General features: G+C 29.8%; 16 protein-coding genes, 1 pseudogene and 1 other annotated feature. All 17 genes and pseudogenes read right to left on the bottom strand.

What is annotated here, in order from left to right:
- Positions 1–176: 176 nt before the first annotated feature.
- The 17 genes and pseudogenes from gltX to Q3287_RS11795 all read right to left on the bottom strand — a co-directional run bounded on the left by gltX (position 177) and on the right by Q3287_RS11795 (position 20,734).
- A complete protein-coding gene (gltX, locus tag Q3287_RS11875; RefSeq protein ID WP_054268668.1) occupies positions 177–1,658 on the bottom strand; it encodes a glutamate--tRNA ligase in 1,482 nt (493 codons plus the stop codon).
- A gap of 229 nt (positions 1,659–1,887) precedes the next feature.
- Positions 1,888–2,124 (bottom strand): annotated as a pseudogene (locus Q3287_RS11870) (zinc ribbon domain-containing protein); the annotation flags it as partial.
- 499 nt (positions 2,125–2,623) lie between these two features.
- Positions 2,624–4,069, bottom strand: coding sequence for a proline--tRNA ligase (proS, locus tag Q3287_RS11865; RefSeq protein WP_054268667.1), 1,446 nt, complete (start codon positions 4,067–4,069; stop codon positions 2,624–2,626).
- 123 nt (positions 4,070–4,192) lie between these two features.
- A complete protein-coding gene (locus Q3287_RS11860; protein WP_227832539.1) occupies positions 4,193–5,908 on the bottom strand; it encodes a proline--tRNA ligase in 1,716 nt (571 codons plus the stop codon).
- Between the two features lie 63 nt (positions 5,909–5,971).
- Positions 5,972–6,180: a binding site (T-box leader), on the bottom strand.
- A 94-nt stretch (positions 6,181–6,274) separates the two neighbouring features.
- The gene (gene ispF / locus Q3287_RS11855; RefSeq protein WP_054268665.1) at positions 6,275–6,760 is read right to left on the bottom strand and encodes a 2-C-methyl-D-erythritol 2,4-cyclodiphosphate synthase; all 486 of its coding nucleotides are present in this window, start codon (positions 6,758–6,760) and stop codon (positions 6,275–6,277) included.
- The gene (gene ispD / locus Q3287_RS11850; protein WP_054268664.1) at positions 6,757–7,470 is read right to left on the bottom strand and encodes a 2-C-methyl-D-erythritol 4-phosphate cytidylyltransferase; all 714 of its coding nucleotides are present in this window, start codon (positions 7,468–7,470) and stop codon (positions 6,757–6,759) included. The genes ispF and ispD overlap by 4 nt, the downstream gene beginning before the upstream one ends.
- A 277-nt stretch (positions 7,471–7,747) precedes the next feature.
- Positions 7,748–8,680, bottom strand: coding sequence for a biotin/lipoate A/B protein ligase family protein (locus Q3287_RS11845; RefSeq protein WP_407964131.1), 933 nt, complete (start codon positions 8,678–8,680; stop codon positions 7,748–7,750).
- A 178-nt stretch (positions 8,681–8,858) separates the two neighbouring features.
- Positions 8,859–9,509 (bottom strand): class II aldolase/adducin family protein, encoded by a 651-nt coding sequence (locus Q3287_RS11840; protein ID WP_407964130.1) that lies wholly within the window; start codon positions 9,507–9,509, stop codon positions 8,859–8,861.
- A gap of 151 nt (positions 9,510–9,660) precedes the next feature.
- A complete protein-coding gene (locus tag Q3287_RS11835) occupies positions 9,661–10,155 on the bottom strand; it encodes a hypothetical protein (protein WP_223195505.1) in 495 nt (164 codons plus the stop codon).
- A gap of 29 nt (positions 10,156–10,184) precedes the next feature.
- Positions 10,185–11,540 (bottom strand): PTS transporter subunit IIC, encoded by a 1,356-nt coding sequence (locus Q3287_RS11830; protein WP_284181501.1) that lies wholly within the window; start codon positions 11,538–11,540, stop codon positions 10,185–10,187.
- A 76-nt stretch (positions 11,541–11,616) separates the two neighbouring features.
- On the bottom strand, positions 11,617–11,904 hold the full coding sequence (locus Q3287_RS11825) for a PTS sugar transporter subunit IIB (RefSeq protein WP_054275559.1): 288 nt from the start codon (positions 11,902–11,904) through the stop codon (positions 11,617–11,619).
- A gap of 94 nt (positions 11,905–11,998) precedes the next feature.
- On the bottom strand, positions 11,999–12,463 hold the full coding sequence (locus tag Q3287_RS11820) for a PTS sugar transporter subunit IIA (RefSeq protein WP_054268658.1): 465 nt from the start codon (positions 12,461–12,463) through the stop codon (positions 11,999–12,001).
- Positions 12,441–15,389, bottom strand: a complete 2,949-nt coding sequence (locus tag Q3287_RS11815; protein ID WP_407964129.1) for a sigma 54-interacting transcriptional regulator — start codon at positions 15,387–15,389, stop codon at positions 12,441–12,443. Before Q3287_RS11815 ends, Q3287_RS11820 begins: the two co-directional genes overlap by 23 nt.
- Positions 15,390–15,807: 418 nt before the next feature.
- Positions 15,808–17,538, bottom strand: coding sequence for a dihydrolipoyl dehydrogenase (gene lpdA, locus Q3287_RS11810; RefSeq protein WP_407964128.1), 1,731 nt, complete (start codon positions 17,536–17,538; stop codon positions 15,808–15,810).
- A gap of 163 nt (positions 17,539–17,701) precedes the next feature.
- The gene (locus Q3287_RS11805) at positions 17,702–18,748 is read right to left on the bottom strand and encodes a 2-oxo acid dehydrogenase subunit E2 (RefSeq protein WP_054268655.1); all 1,047 of its coding nucleotides are present in this window, start codon (positions 18,746–18,748) and stop codon (positions 17,702–17,704) included.
- Positions 18,749–18,760: 12 nt separating this feature from the next.
- Positions 18,761–19,747: an alpha-ketoacid dehydrogenase subunit beta gene (locus Q3287_RS11800; protein ID WP_407964127.1), complete on the bottom strand. Its 987-nt coding sequence runs from the start codon at positions 19,745–19,747 to the stop codon at positions 18,761–18,763.
- Positions 19,748–19,771: 24 nt separating this feature from the next.
- A complete protein-coding gene (locus Q3287_RS11795) occupies positions 19,772–20,734 on the bottom strand; it encodes a thiamine pyrophosphate-dependent dehydrogenase E1 component subunit alpha (RefSeq protein WP_054268653.1) in 963 nt (320 codons plus the stop codon).
- Positions 20,735–20,767: the final 33 nt, after the last annotated feature.

Below are 20,767 nucleotides of genomic sequence, written 5' to 3'. Positions count from 1 at the left end.
TCCTTCTTCTATGCTTAATATTTTTATTAGTTTATTATTAATATTTTATTTATATTTTTGCTTTGCTTTTTATATATTAAATTTATTGCCCTAAATACCTTCATTTTCTTAACTAGATATTTTCACCAAATACTAACACAAAAAAAGTCCGCTTCTAAATTAGCGGACTTTTATGACTATAATATATTATTTTTTACATAAGCTATTCTATTTAAGCAAGTTTCTTTTCCTAAAACCTCCATTACTTTTGGTAAATCTGGTCCATGCATTTGCCCTGTCAAAATTATTCTTGAGCCCATAAATAAATTTTTTCCTTTTATTTTATACTCTTTTTGAATTTCTTTAAGCATCGCTTGAACAAATTCAGCATTTAATAAGTCTGCTTTTTCTATTTTTTCTTGTAGAGCATCTATTAAAGTAGGTATGTGTTCTAGCTTTAAGAATTCACTTCCTTCTTCAGTCTCTACTTCTATTTTATCTCCAAAGAATATACTTGCATGATCAGTAACTTCTTTTACATATTGTAATTTCTCTTTAAGTACTGATATCATACTCTTTAAAAACTCATACTTACTAGTAGCTTCTTCTTCTGTTATAAATCCATCTTCTATCAAGAATGGTATTGCTAAATCTGTTAAGTAAGTATCATCACCATCTTTTATATAGTGTTGATTAACCCAATTTAGCTTTTCAGTATCAAATACTCCACCACTTTTAGATACTCTTTCTACAGAAAATGCTTTTTCCAATTCTTCCATTGTAAACAATTCTTGATTATCTTCTGGAGACCATCCAACTAATGCTACATAGTTTACTAAACCTTCTGGTAAATATCCTTTTTTCTTAAAGTCTTCAACTGCCACATCACCTTGTCTCTTACTTAATTTTTTCTTTTCTTTATTAAGTATATTTGGTAAATGTACAAATACAGGTGCTTCCCATCCAAAAGCTTCATATAAATAGACATGTTTTGGAGTAGATGATACCCACTCTTCACCTCTTATTACATGTGTGATTTTCATTAAATAATCATCTACAACTACAGCAAAGTGATAAGTTGGGAATCCATCTGTTTTCATTAGTACCTGGTCATCTAAATCATTGGTATTAAATTCCATATCTCCTCTAACTAAATCTGTAAACTTAATTGTATGATTCTCTGGTAATCTTAATCTTATAACGTATGGTATTCCTGCTTTTATATTTGCTTCTACTTCTTCTTTAGAAAGATTCTTACAATGACCATCATATTTAGCTGTTTCTCCTGCTGCCCTTTGAGCATCTCTTACTTCATCTAGTCTTTCCTTTGTACAGAAACAATAATAAGCCTTTCCACTATCTAAAAGTTGTTTTATATATTCTTGGTATATATCTAATCTCTGAGATTGAATATATGGACCATATTCTCCTTTTTGTACTACTTTTCCAGTATCATCTAATATAACACCTTCATCATGATTGACACCAGCCCATTTCATAGCATTAAGCATATTCTCTATAGCACCTTCTACTAATCTACTTTGGTCCGTGTCCTCTACTCTTAATATATATTCTCCGCCCATTTTTTTTGCAAATAAATAGTTATATAAAGCAGTTCTTAAACTACCTATATGTACAAATCCTGTTGGACTTGGTGCAAATCTTACTCTTACATTCATTTTTACTTCCTCCTGATATTTTATTCAATATAACTATAATATTAAACTAGTACATTGTTTTGCAAGTTTATTTTTACTGAACCTCCCATGACTAAAGTCACAGGGTTCCTGTTTCATAGAATTTTGCATACTAAAATATGTCTTATAAACTCTCCACAGGCTATCCCTGTAGTTCCTACGGTTCTTACATAAGTTATTTATTTTAAACTGTTATTAGTTTTAATCCTTCTTATAGTATATTTATACTCGCATTTATATCTCTATCGTGAGTTTCATTACAACAAGGACAAATCCATTCTCTTATACTTAAATTCTTCATTTCCTCGTTTTTATATCCACATTTATTAAATATGTGTGAACTTGCAAAGAATTTACCTACCTTTACAATTTATCTACCATACCAATTAGCCTTATATTCTAATTGATTTATTATATACAAATCTACAACATCCAAAAGTTTTGTTAATTAGCTCTTGCTGTTTTTTATTTGGATACATTCTAAACTTATATGCTTTTTCCACTACTATCACCTCACTTTACTTGTTTTTCTGATTTTTCCACCCATCCTAATATTAACAAGGTAAATTTTTTTAAACAAGTATTTTAAAGGTTTTTATATTTATTTTTAAATAACATATGTAAGAACCGTAAGTCCTAACTTTTATCAAATCTAATAATAATATCCTTATTTATTTAAAAATACACATGTTTATTATAGCAGAAAATCTTAGTTTTAATTTCATAAATCTTTCTTTTAATCCATTTATTTGCTGAAAATTAAAAGCATTCCCTATTGCTATATTTGTATTTATTAGTTACCTTATGGAATACTTATATAGTAATTGTTCTACAAAGTAAGTATGTACACTAATAATAAATATATATAAGGAAATAAAACTTAAAATAAAATTGGGATGAAAAGTATAAAATACTCATCACCCCAGTTTTTATTTAAACATCTTATTTTAGTAAGCTTTTGCCATTACTACCATATTATCTGCTTCTTTTCCACAATATACACACTTGTGACCTAAGTTTTCTTGTTCAAAAGGTAAGCATCTTATAGTTGCTCCTGTTTCTTCCTTAATCTTAGCTTCACATTCTGCATCTCCACACCACATAGTCTTTATGAATCCTGGCTTTTCTTCTAAAGCCTTTTTAAACTCATCCATATTTTCAACTATAGATGTATTGTCTTCTCTATGTTTTTTTGCTTTTTCGAACATATCGTTGTGTATAACATCAAATAAATCACATATAGCATCAGCTAATCCTTCTAAAGGCATAGAACTCTTTTCTAAAGTATCTCTTCTAAATATCATAGCTTGATTATTTTCTATATCTTTTGGTCCAATCTCAATTCTTACTGGAACACCTTTCATTTCCCACTCATTAAACTTCCATCCAGTTGTATAGTTATCTCTATCATCAACTTCAACAGTTACTCCTTTAGCTTTTAAATCAGCATATATTTTATCAACTGTTTCCATTACATTTCCTTTTTTAGCAGCTATAGGAACTATAACAGCTTGTATTGGAGCTACTCTTGGTGGTAATACTAGACCTCTGTTATCACTATGAGTCATTATAAGTCCACCTATAAGTCTTGTAGATGCTCCCCAAGATGTATGGTATGGATTAGCTAAATTTCCTTCTCTATCTGCAAAAGTAATATCAAAAGCTTTTGTAAAGTGTTGACCTAAGAAGTGACTTGTACCTGATTGTAATGCTTTACCATCATGCATCATAGCCTCTATAGTATATGTTCTTTCACCACCTGCAAACTTCTCACTTTCACTTTTTTGACCAGATACAACTGGCATTGCAAGTAATTCTTCACATAAAGCTTTATATATTTCTAATTGTTGTATTGTTTCTTCTTGGGCTTCTTCTGCTGTCTCATGTAATGTATGACCTTCTTGCCATAAAAACTCAGATGTTCTTAAGAAAGGTCTAGTTGATTTTTCCCATCTAACAACTGAGCACCATTGATTATAAAGATATGGTAATTCTCTATATGATTTTAACCATTTAGCATACATTGTACATATTATAGTCTCAGAAGTAGGTCTTACACATAATCTCTCTTCTAATTTTTTATTTCCACCATGTGTTACCCATGCAACTTCTGGCGCAAAACCTTCTACATGTTCTGCTTCTTTATTTAATAAACTTTCTGGTATCAATAATGGGAAATAACAGTTTTTATGTCCAGTTTCTTTAAATCTTTTATCCATAAATTCTTGCATCTTTTCCCATAATGCATATCCATATGGCTTTACAACCATAAAACCTTTGACTGGTGCATAATCAACTAAGTCAGTCTTAGTTATTACATCTGTATACCATTGTGGGAAATCATCTTCCATCTTTGTTATTTCTTCAACAAATTGTTTTTCATTTTTTGCCATTTCAACTACCTCCTCAATTTATTATGTTTTTATAAAAAAACACCACTTTATCTCCTTATATATAGATAAAATGGTGTTTATAAAGTACAACTCTGATTATCTATACAATAGTTTTTTAAGTTACTATCCTAATCTAACATTATTTTTGATAAACTCTGCCTTTACTTTTTCATTTATTTCTTCTATGTCAATTATTTCTTTATCTTCTTTATGTCTAAATTTAAACTCTACTTTACCTTCACTAATATTTTTACCTACTGTAATTCTCATAGGTATTCCTATTAATTCTGAATCATTGAATTTAACACCTATTCTTTCATCTCTATCATCTAATAAAACTTCTACACCCATAGCTTGTAAATCATTATATATCTTTTCAGCTATTGATACTTGTTCCTCATTTTTCATGTTTGCAGGAACTATCACAACATGGTATGGAGCTACTGATAAAGGCCATATTATGCCTTTTTCGTCATTATGCTGTTCAATTATAGCTGCTGCTGTTCTTTCAACACCTATTCCATAACATCCCATTACTATAGGTTTTGATTTCCCATCTTTATCTATAAAATTCGCATTCATAGATTCTGAATACTTAGTTCCTAGTTTGAATATGTGACCTACTTCAACACCTCTAGCTATTTCAAGTGGTTTCCCACATACTATACACTTGTCACCTTCTTGAACATTTCTAAAATCTCCAACTATTCCTTCAAAATCTCTTCCATAGTTAGCATTTTTTATATGATATTCAGTTTTATTAGCCCCTACAACTATGTTTCTTTGTTCAACAATTTCTTTATCTATAAATACATAGTCAGCATTTATACCTATTGGTCCAGCAAATCCTACTTCTGCATTAGTTACTTTTCTAACTACATCATCTGTAGCAAGTGCAAATTCTATAACAGAGCCTATAGCATTAGATACTTTAACTTCATTAACTTCTCTATCTCCCCTTACAACAACTACAACTGTTTTCCCATCTGCCTCATATACTAAAGTTTTAGCAAATTTATCTGGAGAAATCTTTAAAAATTCCTCTAGTTCTTTTATTGTAGCTGCTCCTGGTGTGTGAACCTCTTCCAGGTCTTTCATATCTTCTTTTTCTGATGCTACATTACAAGATTCTGCTCTTTCTACATTGGCTGCATAATCACATCCACTACAGAATACAACTTCATCTTCACCAACTTCTGACTTAACCATAAACTCAGCTGATGTAGAGCCTCCTATAGCTCCTGAATCTGCTTGCACTGGACTATTCTCTAGTCCACATCTGTCAAATATACTTACATATGCATCAAACATATCTTGATATGATTTATCTAGACCTTCATTATCTACATCAAAACTGTATGCATCCTTCATTGTAAAAGTCTTAGTTCTCATAACACCAAATCTTGGTCTTCTTTCATCTCTATATTTTACTTGTATCTGATATAAGTTTAATGGCAATTGTTTGTATGAAGTAATTTCTTGTCTTATTATATCAGTGAATGCTTCTTCATGTGTTGGTCCAAGACAGTATTCTCTTTCTGTTCTGTCTTTAAGCCTAAACATTTCTTCACCCATAGCAGTCCATCTTCCAGACTCTTTCCATAATTCAGAAGGAAGTAAAGCCGCACAAAGTATTTCTTGACAATCTTTTTTATTTAGTTCTTCTCTAATTATTTGTTCAATCTTTTTGAACACTCTTAATCCCATCGGTAATTGATTATAAACCCCTGAAGTCATTTTTTTTATCATTCCTGACCTAACCATTAATTGATGGCTTGTAATCTCAGCATCTGCTGGGATTTCTTTTAATGTCGGCATAAACATTTTAGACATTTTCATTAATAAATTCCTCCTGAATATTAATTTCTTGAAAATATAAAAAACCTCTCATCTCTATACAAGTATAGAGACGAAAGGTTTAATTTCCGCGGTACCACTCTAGTTAGCTATGTAAATAGCTCTCTTTTGGGAATGTAACGGTTCCTACCGTAAAGATTTTTATACCTTTAAGCTAAAAGACAGGTTCAAACATTTCCTCTTGAAAACTCTCACCAACGTTTTCTCTCTGTAAAGATTTCATAGTTTTACTATTTCTTTATCATAGCTAGTTTTATATTTATATTAATTTCACTTAAATTCACATATTATAGATATTCTATATAGGCCTATTCTTTGATATCCAATAAACTTATTACTAATAATATATTAATTATTCTGACTTGTCAACAATAATAAACAAATACTTTGTGATGCTATACCCTGTTTTGCTCCTGTAAAGCCAAGACCTTCTTCAGTAGTTGCCTTTATGTTTATATTATCAATATCTGTATTTAAGACTTTTGATATATTTTTTCTCATGCTTTCAATATGTGGAGCCATCTTAGGGCTTTGAGCAATTATAGTACTGTCTATGTTCCCAATCTTATACCCTTTGCTTGTTATTAGATTATGTACATATTCTAATAATTTCATACTATTTGCCCCCTTATATTTTTCATCTGTATCTGGGAAATGCTTACCTATATCACCTAGAGCTAAGGCTCCTAAAATGGAGTCCATTATTGCATGTATTAATACATCAGCATCTGAATGACCTAATAAACCTTTATCATGTGGTATCTCTACCCCACCGATTATAAGTTTTCTATCCTCTGTTAATTTGTGTACATCATATCCTAATCCTATTCTCATATAATTCTCCTTCTGCTATTAACTTCATCTCTTTTTTCCATATTTAATATCTGTTCTGCTATATTTAAGTCTTCTGGACTAGTTATCTTTATATTTTCATAAGAGCCCATCACCATAGTAACGCTTTGCCCTATATTTTCAACCAACATTGAATCATCAGTACCATAATAATTATTCTTATAAGCTTGTTCATAAGCATTTATTATGAGATTATACTCAAAAGTTTGAGGAGTTTGAGCTGCCCACAATAAACTTCTCTCTGGAGTTTCTTGTACTGTTCCATCCGACACTATCTTTATAGTATCACTTACTGGCACACCTACAACTACAGCTTTTTTTTCTTTAGCCACCTTTATGGATTCATTAATTATTCTATGATCTACAAATGGTCTCGCCCCATCATGAATGAGTACTATATCACAATTTTCATCTAATTTTTTTAAGCCATTATATATTGAATCCTGTCTTTCTTTTCCGCCATATGCTATTTTTATATTTTTAAAATTATACTTATTTATTATGTTTTCCTTAAAAAAATCTTCTTCCTCTTTTTTTATACATACCACAATTTCATCTATATTTATATTTTCATAAAAAACTTGAATTGTATGAGCAATAATTTCTTTTTCTCTTAATTTTATGAACTGTTTATTTATGTCTAGGTTCATTCTCCTTCCGCTTCCTGCAGCAACAATTATAACACTATACATGGTATCACCTCGTATTTTATTTTTAACCATAATTTATTAAAACTCTTAATATTCTTTTATTTTAACCATCTGATTAATTATATATTAAATTTTCAGTTGTATAAACAGTTAATATCTATTTTTCAGTTAAAAACATGTATATTTAATTCTATATATATTGATTTTTCAATAGCAATGTTTTTAATTTTACAACTTTGTAACAGTTTCTAAACTTGCAAAAAATATTCAAGGCCTCTAATTTGATATAATAAGATTTTATCAAACAAGAGGCCTTATATTAAAATATTAAATTAATTAAATCTATGTAATGTGGGTAATTTTCTAAAATACTATCTCTTATTTCTCGTTTAAAAAAGTCCACATTCAATAACTTATCCATATTAATTACATCATCTTTATAAGATATAAAAAACTTTGATACCTTCCACTTACTTACATGTATATTGACTTCACTTTCATCATTAAATGGAAGTACTATTTGAAATTTAGGTGTTTTACTATATGTCCACTCCATCTTTTTATATTTATCTTCTACTAGATTGTATACATTTTTGATATCATCACTGTCTAATTTAAGTTCTTTTATATCCTTTATCTTGGATTCTAAATACTTAACACAATAGTCCAAAAAGTAATCTATATCTTTTTCAAATAAGAATTTAATATTGGTTACTTTACTTGAGACAGACTTTGTAGCCTTTGACTCAGTTGACTTATTTGAATTTAGATATTTAGTTAATTTATTTAAATCCGAATCATAAAGAAGAGTTCCATGATAAAGAGAATTTTTTCTTTTTATAGACTGGGCAGAGCCTGAAATTTTTTTCCCTTTCAAAAATAAATCTTTTCTTTTAGTTATAGATATATCTAGCCCTAAGCTTAATAGCATATCTTGCATAAACTTAGTATGTTCCAAAAAATCTATTTCATGAAGTTGTCTATCTTTTTGTATGAATGACATATTGATATTTCCTAAATCATGATAAACAGTACCTCCTCCAGATATTCTTCTTAAAATAGGAATTTCTCCCTTTTCAATAACATCATGATGTATTTCTTGATACGGGTTTTGATTTTTACCTATAAAAATAGATTCCTCATTCCTCCATATGATTATAATATCATCATTATATTTCTCATTTAAAAACAGATATTCTTCTAATGCTAAATTAAAGTAAGGATTTGTGCTTTTGTTTAATAAGTAATACATAGAAATACAGACTCCTTTTTTATTTTATCTTATTGCTTATTTTAGACTCAGATAATTTTATATACTATTAGACTTTCTATTTTTATTTCTTAACTATTAAACTTATTATATCATTATAAAACGCCCTAATATTATAGAATATCTATATTTCTACATTAATTTAAAAGTTTTGTTTAATTTATTTATCCTGACCATATACATTAAAAAATACATCTCTAGCTCTTTTAATTTCTTCGTTTGGTAATAATACTGGTGTTCCAATTGATTTTGCCAAGTAATATACTTTTGCTGAATCCTCTAACATTACAGCAGCTGTAAGAGCATGCCCTACAGAAGGACCAACTGCTATTACACCATGGTTTGCTAAAAGACATGCTCTTTTATCTCCAATTGCTTCAATAACACATTTACCCATTTTGTTAGATGTTGGTGGTGAAAACTTTGCAACAGGTACTTCACCTCCTACTTCATTTGCAAGAGTTGTACTTGCACATGCTATAGGTTCATTTAAAATAGCAAAACAACTTGAGTATGTAGAATGTGTATGTATTATGCTATTTATATCTTCTCTATGTTTATATATATATAAATGGTCTGGTAAATCCACAGATGCTTTCCATTTCCCATCTATAACATTTCCATCTATATCTACTATAACAATATCACTTGGTATAAGGTATCTATAGTCCATTCCACTTGGGGTAATTGCTATATATCCTGTTTCTTCATCTCTCCCACTCACATTCCCACCTGTTAATGTCACCAAGTTATAATTTAAAAGGTTTAGAGATGCTTGTAATACTTCTTTTCTCAATTTTTCCAATAACATTAGTTAAATCCTCCTATCTATTATAGATATAATCTTATATATATTAGCAGTACCATATCTTCTAAACACTATCTTTAATCTTAATTTGAAAATTCAAAAAATTTAGTGTAAAGCGTATATCTCCATTTTATCAATAGAAATTATTCTACTTCTATTTTAAGTTTTTTATCTTTAATATGCCTTTATTTTCTAATCTTTTATTTCTAAATTTTAATGACTCTGGATATAAAGATTCCTCTAACTCAATAAGATAATTATATAATTCTAAATCATTATTAAACATATTTGTTCTTATCCAATATCTACCTTTAAGAAGGCTTCCATCATTAATTTTTAGATAAAGATTTTTATTATAAAACTCTCGTATTCTTACTTTTTCGATATCTTTAATTTCATAATTATGTGCAGTAATAAATGAGATAAAATGTATACATTTGTTATCAATAATAATTTCTTTAGGATTACTTGATGATATAAAAGTATTGAATATCCCATATATACAGATGATTATCAACAAACTATATATGTTTACACTAAAATTTTCATAGTTATTAAACAGAGCATAAAGCAATATTAAAATCATAAAAAATCCTGGTATTATCACATTAATTGAGTATCTTATAGAATCGTATTTATATTTTTTCATAATTCATATACTCCTCAATAAAATCATTTTTAGATTTCTTCTTCAAGAGATAATTTTTTATTTTCCCTTATTATTCTATTTCTATTGTAAATAGCCATTCCTAAAGCTATAACTCCAAAAAACACTCCTCCAATAACTTTATAATTCATAATCTTTACAAATATCCAACTTAATGGATTTGCACCATCACAAATACTTGAAATCATAGTTGCTCCCTCTGGCATTTTGAAGCTAGCATTTAAAGCCATTTGAGTAAATAGAGGAGCTAAATTAGTTGCAATTAATAATCCAGAAGTAATTATGAATATTCCTATTATTAATGTCCTAAACACATTCCCTTTTGTAATTGGTACAATTAAAACAAGTGCAAATGGAATTACTGCTAAATCTGCAAATGGCAGAACTTTATTTCCTGGCAATATAGCTGCTATAACTATAGTTAAAGGTACCAATACTAATGCAACTGATAATGTGACAGGATGACCTATCCCTACTGCTGAATCTAAACCTATATAAATCTTTCCTCTATTTTTAAATCTCTTCTCAATAAATTCCTGAGCTGCTTCTGATACTGGTAATAACCCTTCCATCAATAATGCTGCCATCTTTGGAATTAATATCAATACAGCTCCCATAGTTACACCTAACTGTAATATACCTTTTATATCATATTTCGCTGCAATACCAATTATTATACCTATTATAGACCCCATTATTAAAGGTTCTCCAAATAATCCAAATTTTTTCTGTAATGTGTCAGCATTTATCTCAATCTTATTTATACCTGGTATTAAATCTAATAGTTTATTTACAACTATAGCAATTGGAACAAATGCCTGTGTAAACCCATGAGGAAGAGATATTCCTGGCATACCCAAATATTTCTCTATACCTGGAGCAGTTAAATCTGCCATTACCAATACAATTACCATATTTGCTACTGCCGCAAACACTCCCCATACCACACTTTGTGTAGCTCCTGCTACTAAAGCACCTGTAAAAGCGAAATGCCAGTAATCCCATATATCTACATCAACAGTTTGGGTAGTATTAGTAATTAGCATAACTATATTTACTACAAGACCTATTGGAATAATTAAAGCTCCTACTGTTGATGCGAAGGCTATAGCTGATGCTGCCGGCCATCCTACATCTATTATAGATAAGTTTAATCCTAAATTCTTAACCATTTGTTGCGTTGCTGGTCCTAAGTTATCTGTCAGTAAAGCTATAATGGTATTAAGACCTATAAATCCAACTCCCACTGTTAAACCAGCTCTTAATGATTTTCCAAGTTTTGTACCTAATATCAAGCCAAAAATACATATTATTATTGGCATCATTACTTGTGCACCTAAACTAACAATGAAATTTAATATCTCCATTTAAAGACCCTCCATTATTTAATTTTCAGTCTCTAAAACTTATAATTTTAGAGACTATATTTTTTAAAAGTTCAAATTATAATTCTAATTTTTCCAATACATCTTCAATTAATTTGCCCATTCCCACACCAGTTAAAAAAGGTAATCCATTTATTACAGGTGTTTTTATGCTATTAGATACTTGTGTAGTACAAATTATCAAATCATAATCAGGTGCTTTTGATGCAACTTCCACTACTTTACATTGTGTAATGCTGACCATATCCAATTTACCAAGGTCTTGAAGTGCTTTCTTTAATTTGTTTATAGCAATTGTTGAAGTACATACTCCTGTTCCACATGCAACTAATATTTTTTTAGCCACATTATTCACCCCCGTTAAAATTATTTTATTTTAAAGATATCTATAGTTAGAAATCTTCAATGGCATTTTTATATTTTTAATTCCTTTCACAACTTTAATTTTTCAGTTTAGAGTTTAATAAGTCACTCATGCTTTCTTCATTTAAGTTGACAATATTATTTAACATACTCTTATCTTGAAATACAGTCATAAGCTTTTCTAATAATTGTAATTGCTCCTTTGGCTCTTTTACTGCTAACATAAATACAACTTTTACATCAATTTCAGTATCTTCTGTACCCATCATTATAAATTTTACAGGTTTATTCAGTATACCAATCGCTATACCTGGCTCATTTACATGTACTATGTCTGTATGTGGTATAGCCACTCCATAGATTTCTGTTGGTAATCCTGTAGCATACTTTTTTTCTCTTGCTATAACAGCTTCTATGTAACTTTCTTTTACATACTGTTTATCAAATAAACGTTGTCCTAAAAATTTTAATGCATCTTCATTGTTTGATACCTCAATATCTTTAAAAATCAAATTGCTACTAATTATTTGCATTGACTCCATCTAATATCATCTCCCTAATAAAATCTCTATCTTTAATGTTTTTTATCTCTTTAAATTCATCTGTTTCTATAAATGTAAGTAGAGCATTTAATGGATTAAAACATTTTTGGTCTACAGCTAATAAAAGTATTATTTTTACTCTATTTTTACTCCATATAATAGGATTTTTTAAAATAGCTATACTTATAACTGGTCTAATCACATCAATTCCATCTGTATGAGGTATTGCTATTCCATCTGACAATTCAGTTGGAAACAGGTTATCTCTTTCCACTACTTTTTTATAGAAATTTTTCGTCACATAACCTTTCTCTCTAAGTTTTTTACTCATGTACTTTAAAGCTTCTTCTTTTGATTTAACTTGTAAATCTATAAATATATCTTCTTTATGTATTAAATCTGATAACTCATATTTTTTATTTGTTTCAATAATTTGGTTAGTATCAATTAAATTATTTACTTGATTTAATTTCGTTTTATCATTTATGTCTACTAGGCTAAAAAAAGGGATGTTTGCTATCTGTGGGTCAATTGTTCCAACTATAGCAATTACATTCTTATCATTACTTATTTGCTTTATCTCCAAATCAAGACTTGGATATTCAATCATACCTATAGGTCTTATGTCAATCTTCTCGTCTATGCCTTTAATATTTTCTTCTAAGATTTCTTTTATCTTACAAGCTCCCCCTAATCCAGTGATACATAATGTTAAAATAATAGGTTTTCTAGAATCCAATTTCGTGTTGTTATAATTATTAGCTCTTTCCTTTACTTGTGGTTCTATACTTTTAACTTCATCTACTATTTCATCTATTGTTAAATCTGGCAAAACTGCTCTTCGTATAACTTCTATTGATAGTAAAGTATCAAATCTACATATTGTCCTTATATTAATCCCTGTATTCCCAGAGATAATATCCCCAAAGTATGAAAGCGAACCCATATCAACTAATATAATCACTCCTCTACCTTCATCGATATCTTTTACTATTGTAGTAGCTTCTTCAATCATTTCTTCTGGTTTCTTTTCAAATGGCATATCTAAATATCTTGCATGGTTAATTCCTAATAATTTATTTGTAACTTCACATATAGATGAGGCCACTCTTCCATGAGCCATAAGAAGTACACCTATCTTTTTTTGTTCAGATATATCTCTTCTACTACTCATTTTAAAATATATTGCTATTATACCTATTTCTTCTTTTGGCAAATTTATATTATATCTTTCCTTTAGATATTGAGCTACCTTTTCTGCTACAGAATACTCTAATGGATAATTTCCTATTATTTCTTTTAAATGAGCATTTGATATTACTTTACCTTCTTTTAATCTCTCAAAAGCTGCTTTTAAGTGAACTGCTAAGCATAAGTGTAGATTTGGTTCTAATGAAGTAAGATATTGTGATGCTATTTTGATTACTTCATAAGTAAGTTCTACAATATATTTTCCAACAATTGGACTTATATCTGGAATATTATCATTAATAGAAACTTTTTTAACTTGCTTTATATATTTTTGAATACAACTTTCTAACTCTCCTCCAACAATTCTATTTATAACATCGAAGTCTAAACCTTGCTCCAACAAATCAATATGTCTTCTTTCTGTAAGCTTATATATTTCATCAGGAAAAGTATATATATCTTCATTTTTCTTTTCTATCTCCCCTTGAAAATTTGAATCTATAATTAAGTCTCCATCTACATAATTTTCTATTTTATCTCTACAATTTCTGATTTTCATAAGACCTTGTTTAACATATCCAGGTACATCTGATATATTTATATTTACTTCTTTCTGTTTGCTGGTAAGTTGATTTAATAATCCCCTAGCACAAGCTACTTGAATATCACTTCTAAGCTGACCAACATTTCCTATGCAATCATAAAGCATAAGAGCTTTTAATACGTCAGATTTTATATGTATGCTTGTTCCCATTCTTTGAGCTTCTATCAAGAAGAAGTTATTTATAATATCAAACCTTTCATTTAATGGTCTTGCAACTAATTCTGGTATTTCAATTGTTACAGGTATACGCCTTTTAAATGTATTAAGTAGATGAGAATCTATTGGTTCGGAAGTTGCTGAGATAATCATTACATCTATTTTATTTGTTAATCTAGTCTCTCCTAATTTTCTTACCATACCTTTATCAATCAGTTGGAATAGTATCTCTTGACCTTCATGAGGTAATCTATGTATTTCATCTATAAACAATATTCCTCCATCTGCTTTTGATACTAGTCCTTCTTTAGTCTCATCAGCTCCTGTAAAAGCACCTTTGACATGACCAAATAATTGAGATAATAAAAGCTGTGGATTTTCTGAATAGTCTGCTGCATTAAAAATTATAAATGGTGCATTCTTAGGGAATCTAGATGATTCTACTGCAAATTTATACATACATTCTGCCAGCTCACTTTTTCCAACACCAGTTGGGCCCATAATAATAGTATGAAGACCATGAGGTGGATAGAGTATTGCTGCTTTAGATAGTTTTATAATTGTACTTAAGCTACCACTACTACCTATTAATTTGTCAAATGCTATATCTGTATTTTCCCCATTATTGTTTATCTCTTCTTTTTTATCATCACCTCCTTTATTATCCTTTAACTCATCAGAATCTTGAATCTCTTTTAAATATTGTATAACTGTAAATCTTGATACTGTAAATCCAATGCTATTTAATCTTCTTGTTATATCATTTTTATTTATGCTTTTTTCTTCTTTTAAAATATCTTTTATAGCTTTAATCAAAACAATTTTTCTTCTTTGTCTTGAATCCTCTATTTTTAACTCATTTCTTAAAAAGGTAACATCTTCTCTTCGAACATTTAACATGTTTGAAATAGCTTCATCTGTTAAAGGATTTTTCTTATCCTCATTTTCAATTAGTGTTTTTATTCTTTGCCTCATTTATAGTTGTTCCCTCCTTATTATTTATATAGCAACTTATATGCCATATATTGTTTTTTTTGTGTTTATTATTATTGCATAAAACCACAACATTTAAATTAAGCTATTCTTTTATTAAAAGATTAAGAAAATTTTTTTAGGTATTTTACAAATAATACTTTAAAAAAAACAAAAAAGTCTTTTTTTCTAATTTCAAGTAAAATCAATCTAAAATGGCATTGTTATTTTATATTACTATCTTTTTTGTACAACAAAAACTACAAATACTCCGATTCTGTATTTTTCCATAAAAAATACTCCTTCTTGTACAAATACATACATTTATACAAGAAAGAGTATGGCCAAATAAGCATTTTAATATTTTATAAAATAAATTTATATTAATAATAGACTTACTTTAATATTTTATTCTTCTAATTTATTTTTTAGGTAAATGTAAACATTCACCGCTTACATCTGCCAAAGCTTCCATCAAAGCTTCTGAAGTACATGGATGACCAAATATCAACTCACTAGCTTCATCAGCAGGTATTTCTAATGCCTTAAATGATGCTGCATGATTTATAAGTTCTGCTACACCACAGCCAAACATATGCACACCTAAAATTTCTCCATATTTAGCATCTGCTATCACTTTTACATATCCTTGCTCTTGTCCAGAAGCTAAAGCTCTTCCATTCCCAGCAAAGTTAAATTTACCCACATTTACATTGTGTTTCTTTCTAGCATCTTCCTCCGTAAGCCCAACTGATGCTACTTCTGGAATTGTATAAACACAACTAGGTAATGCACTTAAATCAACTTCTTCATTCATACCTAAAGCATTTGAAGCTGCTGCTTCTCCCATTTTAAATGCTGCATGAGCTAACATTACACCTCCAGTAACATCACCTACTGCATATATACTTGGTATACTTGTTTCCATTTTGCTATTTACAGATATAGAACCTTTATCTATTTTAATGTCTAAATCTTCTATACCAGAAAGATTAGCTTGTCTTCCTATAGCATATAGACATAAATCTGCTTTTATTGTCTCCTCACCTTCAATACAAACTAATATTTTATTGCCTTCTTCTTTAAACTCAGAAACTTTCTTTTTAGTTAATACGTTTATGCCTTTTTTATTAAGAGAATAATTCAAAGATTCACTTAATTCCTTGTCCATTCTTGGGATTATTCTATCTTCCATTTCTACAATAGTTACCTTAGAGCCTCTTGAATTGAATATCTCTGCAAATTCGCAACCTATCACTCCACCACCGATTATTACTAATTCTTCTGGTACTGTCTCTAAGTCTAAAGCCTCTGTACTAGTTATTATCAAATTCGATTCTATTCCTTTTATAGGCAATACCCTTACTTTAGAGCCTGTTGCAATTATTATATTTTCTGTATCTAAAACCTTTCCATCAGATAATATTACTTTATGCTCTTCTTTAACACTAGCTTTAAGATTAAATACTTCTACATTTCTGCTTTTTAATAGACCACCAACTCCAGCAGTAAGTTTTTTAACTACTCTATTTTTATATTTTATTGCCTTCTTGATGTCTTGTTCTTTATCTACAGTTACTTTTACACCTCTTTTTGATAACTGGTCAATCTCCTCTAATATTTCTGCGGTTTTTATATAAGTTTTTGTAGGAATACAACCTCTATTTAAACAAGTTCCTCCTAATACATTTTCTTCAACTAATGCAACTTTTCCTCCTAACAGGGCTGCTTTTAATGCTGCTAAGTACCCCCCAGGTCCTCCACCTATTACCACTACATCATAGTCATGATTACACTCTTTTTTATTTACTTTTTCTTCTTTATCCTCCACGCTTTGCTTTTCTTCAATAGCATCTTCTTTTGGCACATCTCCAGATAAATATTTAGCTTTTATTTCTTCTTGATTTTCACCTTTTTCTGCTATTACACCTATTACTGTAAATACTGGTAATACTTCACCTTCTTCTTTATGTATGATTACAGCCAGTGTACCTTCTCCCTCTGATTCTATTTCCATATTTACTTTATCTGTTGTTATTTCTAATATAGGTTCTCCAATTTTTACTTCTTCGCCTTCTTGTTTTAGCCAAGATACTATGGTACCTTCTTCCATAGCTACTCCTGCTTTTGGCATTATAACTTCTACTGACATAGGCTCTCCTCCTATTTATTTTCATATATTTTCATTAATCAATTTATATTCATATAGTTCACTTTAAAAATAATGCTAAATATATAAAGGTTTTAAATTCACCTAAATAATTATAACTATGTAACCTATTCAAACTATTATATCAATAAAGAAACATCAAAACCTATACAAGCATTGATAAAGGATTTTCTAACAATTCTTTTAACTCTTTTAAGAATTTTGCTGCTACTGTTCCATCTATCACTCTATGGTCTGATGTCAATGATAAGTTCATTATAGGTTTTATTTTAGCCTCTCCATTTACTGGAACAAACTTATCTTGTGTAGCACCTACCCCTAATATTGCACTTGAAGGCATATTTATTATAGGTGTAAATGTAGTTATACCATACATTCCGACATTACTTATAGTAAATGTATTCCCTTCTTGGTCTGCTGGTAGAAGTTTCCCTGTTTTTACTTTTTCAGCAAGCTCTTTACTTTCTTTTGCTATTTCTTTTAAAGATTTTTTATTTACGTTCTTTACTACTGGGACATATAGACCTTCATCTAGGCCAACTGCAATAGCTATATTTATATCTTTGTATCTAAATATTCCCTCATCTGTCCATGCAGAATTTAATGCTTGATGCTTTGGAAGTATTCTAGACACTGCCATTACTATTAAATCTGTCATAGTCAATTTTACTCCAACTGATTCTTTTACTGTATCTATTAATTTTGCTCTGAGTGACTTCAATTCTGTAGCATCTACCTCTATGTTGAATGTAAATACAGGAGCACTAAAGTAACTTTCTGACATTCGTTTTGCTACAGTAGCTCTCATTGGATTTGGTTTTTCAAACTCTCCTTCTACTGTATTAAACACACTTGAATTTTCACTTTTCGTATTTATCTCCTCTGTATCATTAGTTTTAGATATGTTAGTTGACACAACAGCCTCTTGTGTATTTACTCTTTCCACATCATACTTTCTTATTTTTCCATTATATCCAGTACCTACAATAGTTTCTAAATCTATATTTAAATCTTCTGCTATTCTTTTAGCTAAAGGTGTAGCATTTACCTTACTATCTTTTAAGTAATTTAACACATCAACTAAATGAATTCTTCCATTTTCTCCACTTCCAATCAGCTTATCTAGTTTTATGTTGTCTTTTCTAGCTTGGTTTCTAGCTGCTGGTGTGGCCTTTACTTTATTTGCCACCATATCTATCCCTCCTTATTTAACAATCAAAGATTTTATTGCTTCTTCTATTTCATCAACTCTTGGGACAACTGCTTTTTCTAACTCTGGATTATATGGTATTGGCACATCTTTTCCGCATATTCTTTTTACTGGTGCATCTAAATAATCGAATGATTCACTTTCTGTTATTAAGGCTGATATTTCTCCACCTAGTCCACCAGTCTTAGCTGCTTCATGACAAATTAGAGCTCTTCCAGTTTTACATACACTTTTAACTATAGTCTCCTTATCCAATGGATATAAGGTTCTTAAATCTATAATTTCTACATTTATATTTTCTTTTGATAATGTCTCTGCTGCTTCCTCAACACTTTGTAACATCCTTCCATAAGTGATTACTGTAACATCTGTTCCTTCTCTTTTTATGTCTGCCTTTCCAATTTCAATTACATAATCACCTTCTGGTACAATACCTTTTTTTCTATATAACAATTTATTTTCAACAAATATAACTGGATTATTATCTCTTATAGCTGCTTTTAATAAACCTTTAGCATCTGCTGGTGTAGAAGGTGCAACTACTTTTACTCCTGGAACATGGCAAAACCAAGCTTCTAAACTCTGTGAATGTTGTTCTGCTGAACCAGTCCCAGAGCCACCAGGACATCTAACAACCATTGGAACTTGTGCTTTTCCACCAAACATATATCTCATTTTTGCTGCTTGATTTACAATTGCATCCATAGAGATTGTCACAAAGTCCATAAACATTACTTCCATAATAGGTCTTAGACCAGTTGCTGCTGCTCCTGCTGCTGCTCCTGCTATAGCTGCTTCTGATATAGGAGTATCCCTTACTCTTTCTGGTCCAAATTCATCTATCATTCCAACTGATACACCAAATGCTCCTCCATATATTCCTATATCTTCTCCCATAAATATTACATTTTCATCTCTTCTCATTTCTTCTGACATTGCTTCCTTTATCGCTTGTGCATATGTTAATTCTCTTGTACTCATTTTTTTCTTCCTCCTTTACCATTTTTAGTCTGCATATACATCCTCTAATAAAGATTCTATTTTTGGATTTGGACTATTTTGAGCAAATTCCACTGCCTCTTCTATTGATTGTTTGGCAAACTCTTGAATTTTATCTAATTCATTTTCATTAGAGATATTCTTTTCGATAAGATAATTTCTTAAAAATTCAATAGGGTCTTTTGCTTTCCATGATTCTATTTCTTCTTTTGTTCTATATACATTTGCATCTGACTTTGAGTGACCTAACCATCTATAAGTTCTACTTTCAATCAATACAGGCCCTTCTCCTCTTCTACATTTTTCAGCAGCTTTTTGTACTGTCTCATATACTTCTATTGGATTATACCCATCTATTGATATTCCCTCTATTCCATAAGAAGCTGCTCTAGTAGCAATACTTTCTATATTCATATGGCGTTTTATGCTTGTTGACATTCCATATAAGTTATTCTCACAGTAGAATATTATTGGCAACTTCCATATTGAGGATAAATTTATACCTTCATGAAAAGTACCTTCATTTGATGCTCCATCACCAAAACTACATAAAACTATTTTGCCTGTTTTTTTATATTGTTGTGTAAGTGCAGCTCCTGGGGCTATTGTAAGACCTCCACCTACAACTCCATTTGCTCCTAAATTACCTGACTCAATATCTGCTATATGCATTGAGCCTCCTTTTCCTTTACAAAATCCAGTTTCTTTGCCCATAAGTTCAGCCATCATTTTGTTTAGGTCTATCCCCATTCCTATAAATTGACTATGTCCTCTATGAGTCAATGATACCAAGTCTCCCTTTTCTAAAGCCATTACAGCTGCCACACTTGATGCCTCTTGACCTACAGATAAATGAGTTGTTCCGTGAACCATACCTCTTGCAAAAAACCAACTAACTTTCTCTTCAAATTTTCTAGCCTGATTCATTCTCTTATACATTTCAAGTAATGTTTCTTTTGATATTGACATATACATTCCCTCCTGTTAACTTTTATCTATCTT

It is taken from the genome of Clostridioides sp. GD02404 (assembly GCF_045898275.1).
GTDB lineage: Bacteria > Bacillota > Clostridia > Peptostreptococcales > Peptostreptococcaceae > Clostridioides > Clostridioides difficile_A.
The sequence above is the reverse complement of the archived record's forward strand: the minus strand, read 5'-3'. Positions and strand labels throughout refer to the sequence as shown.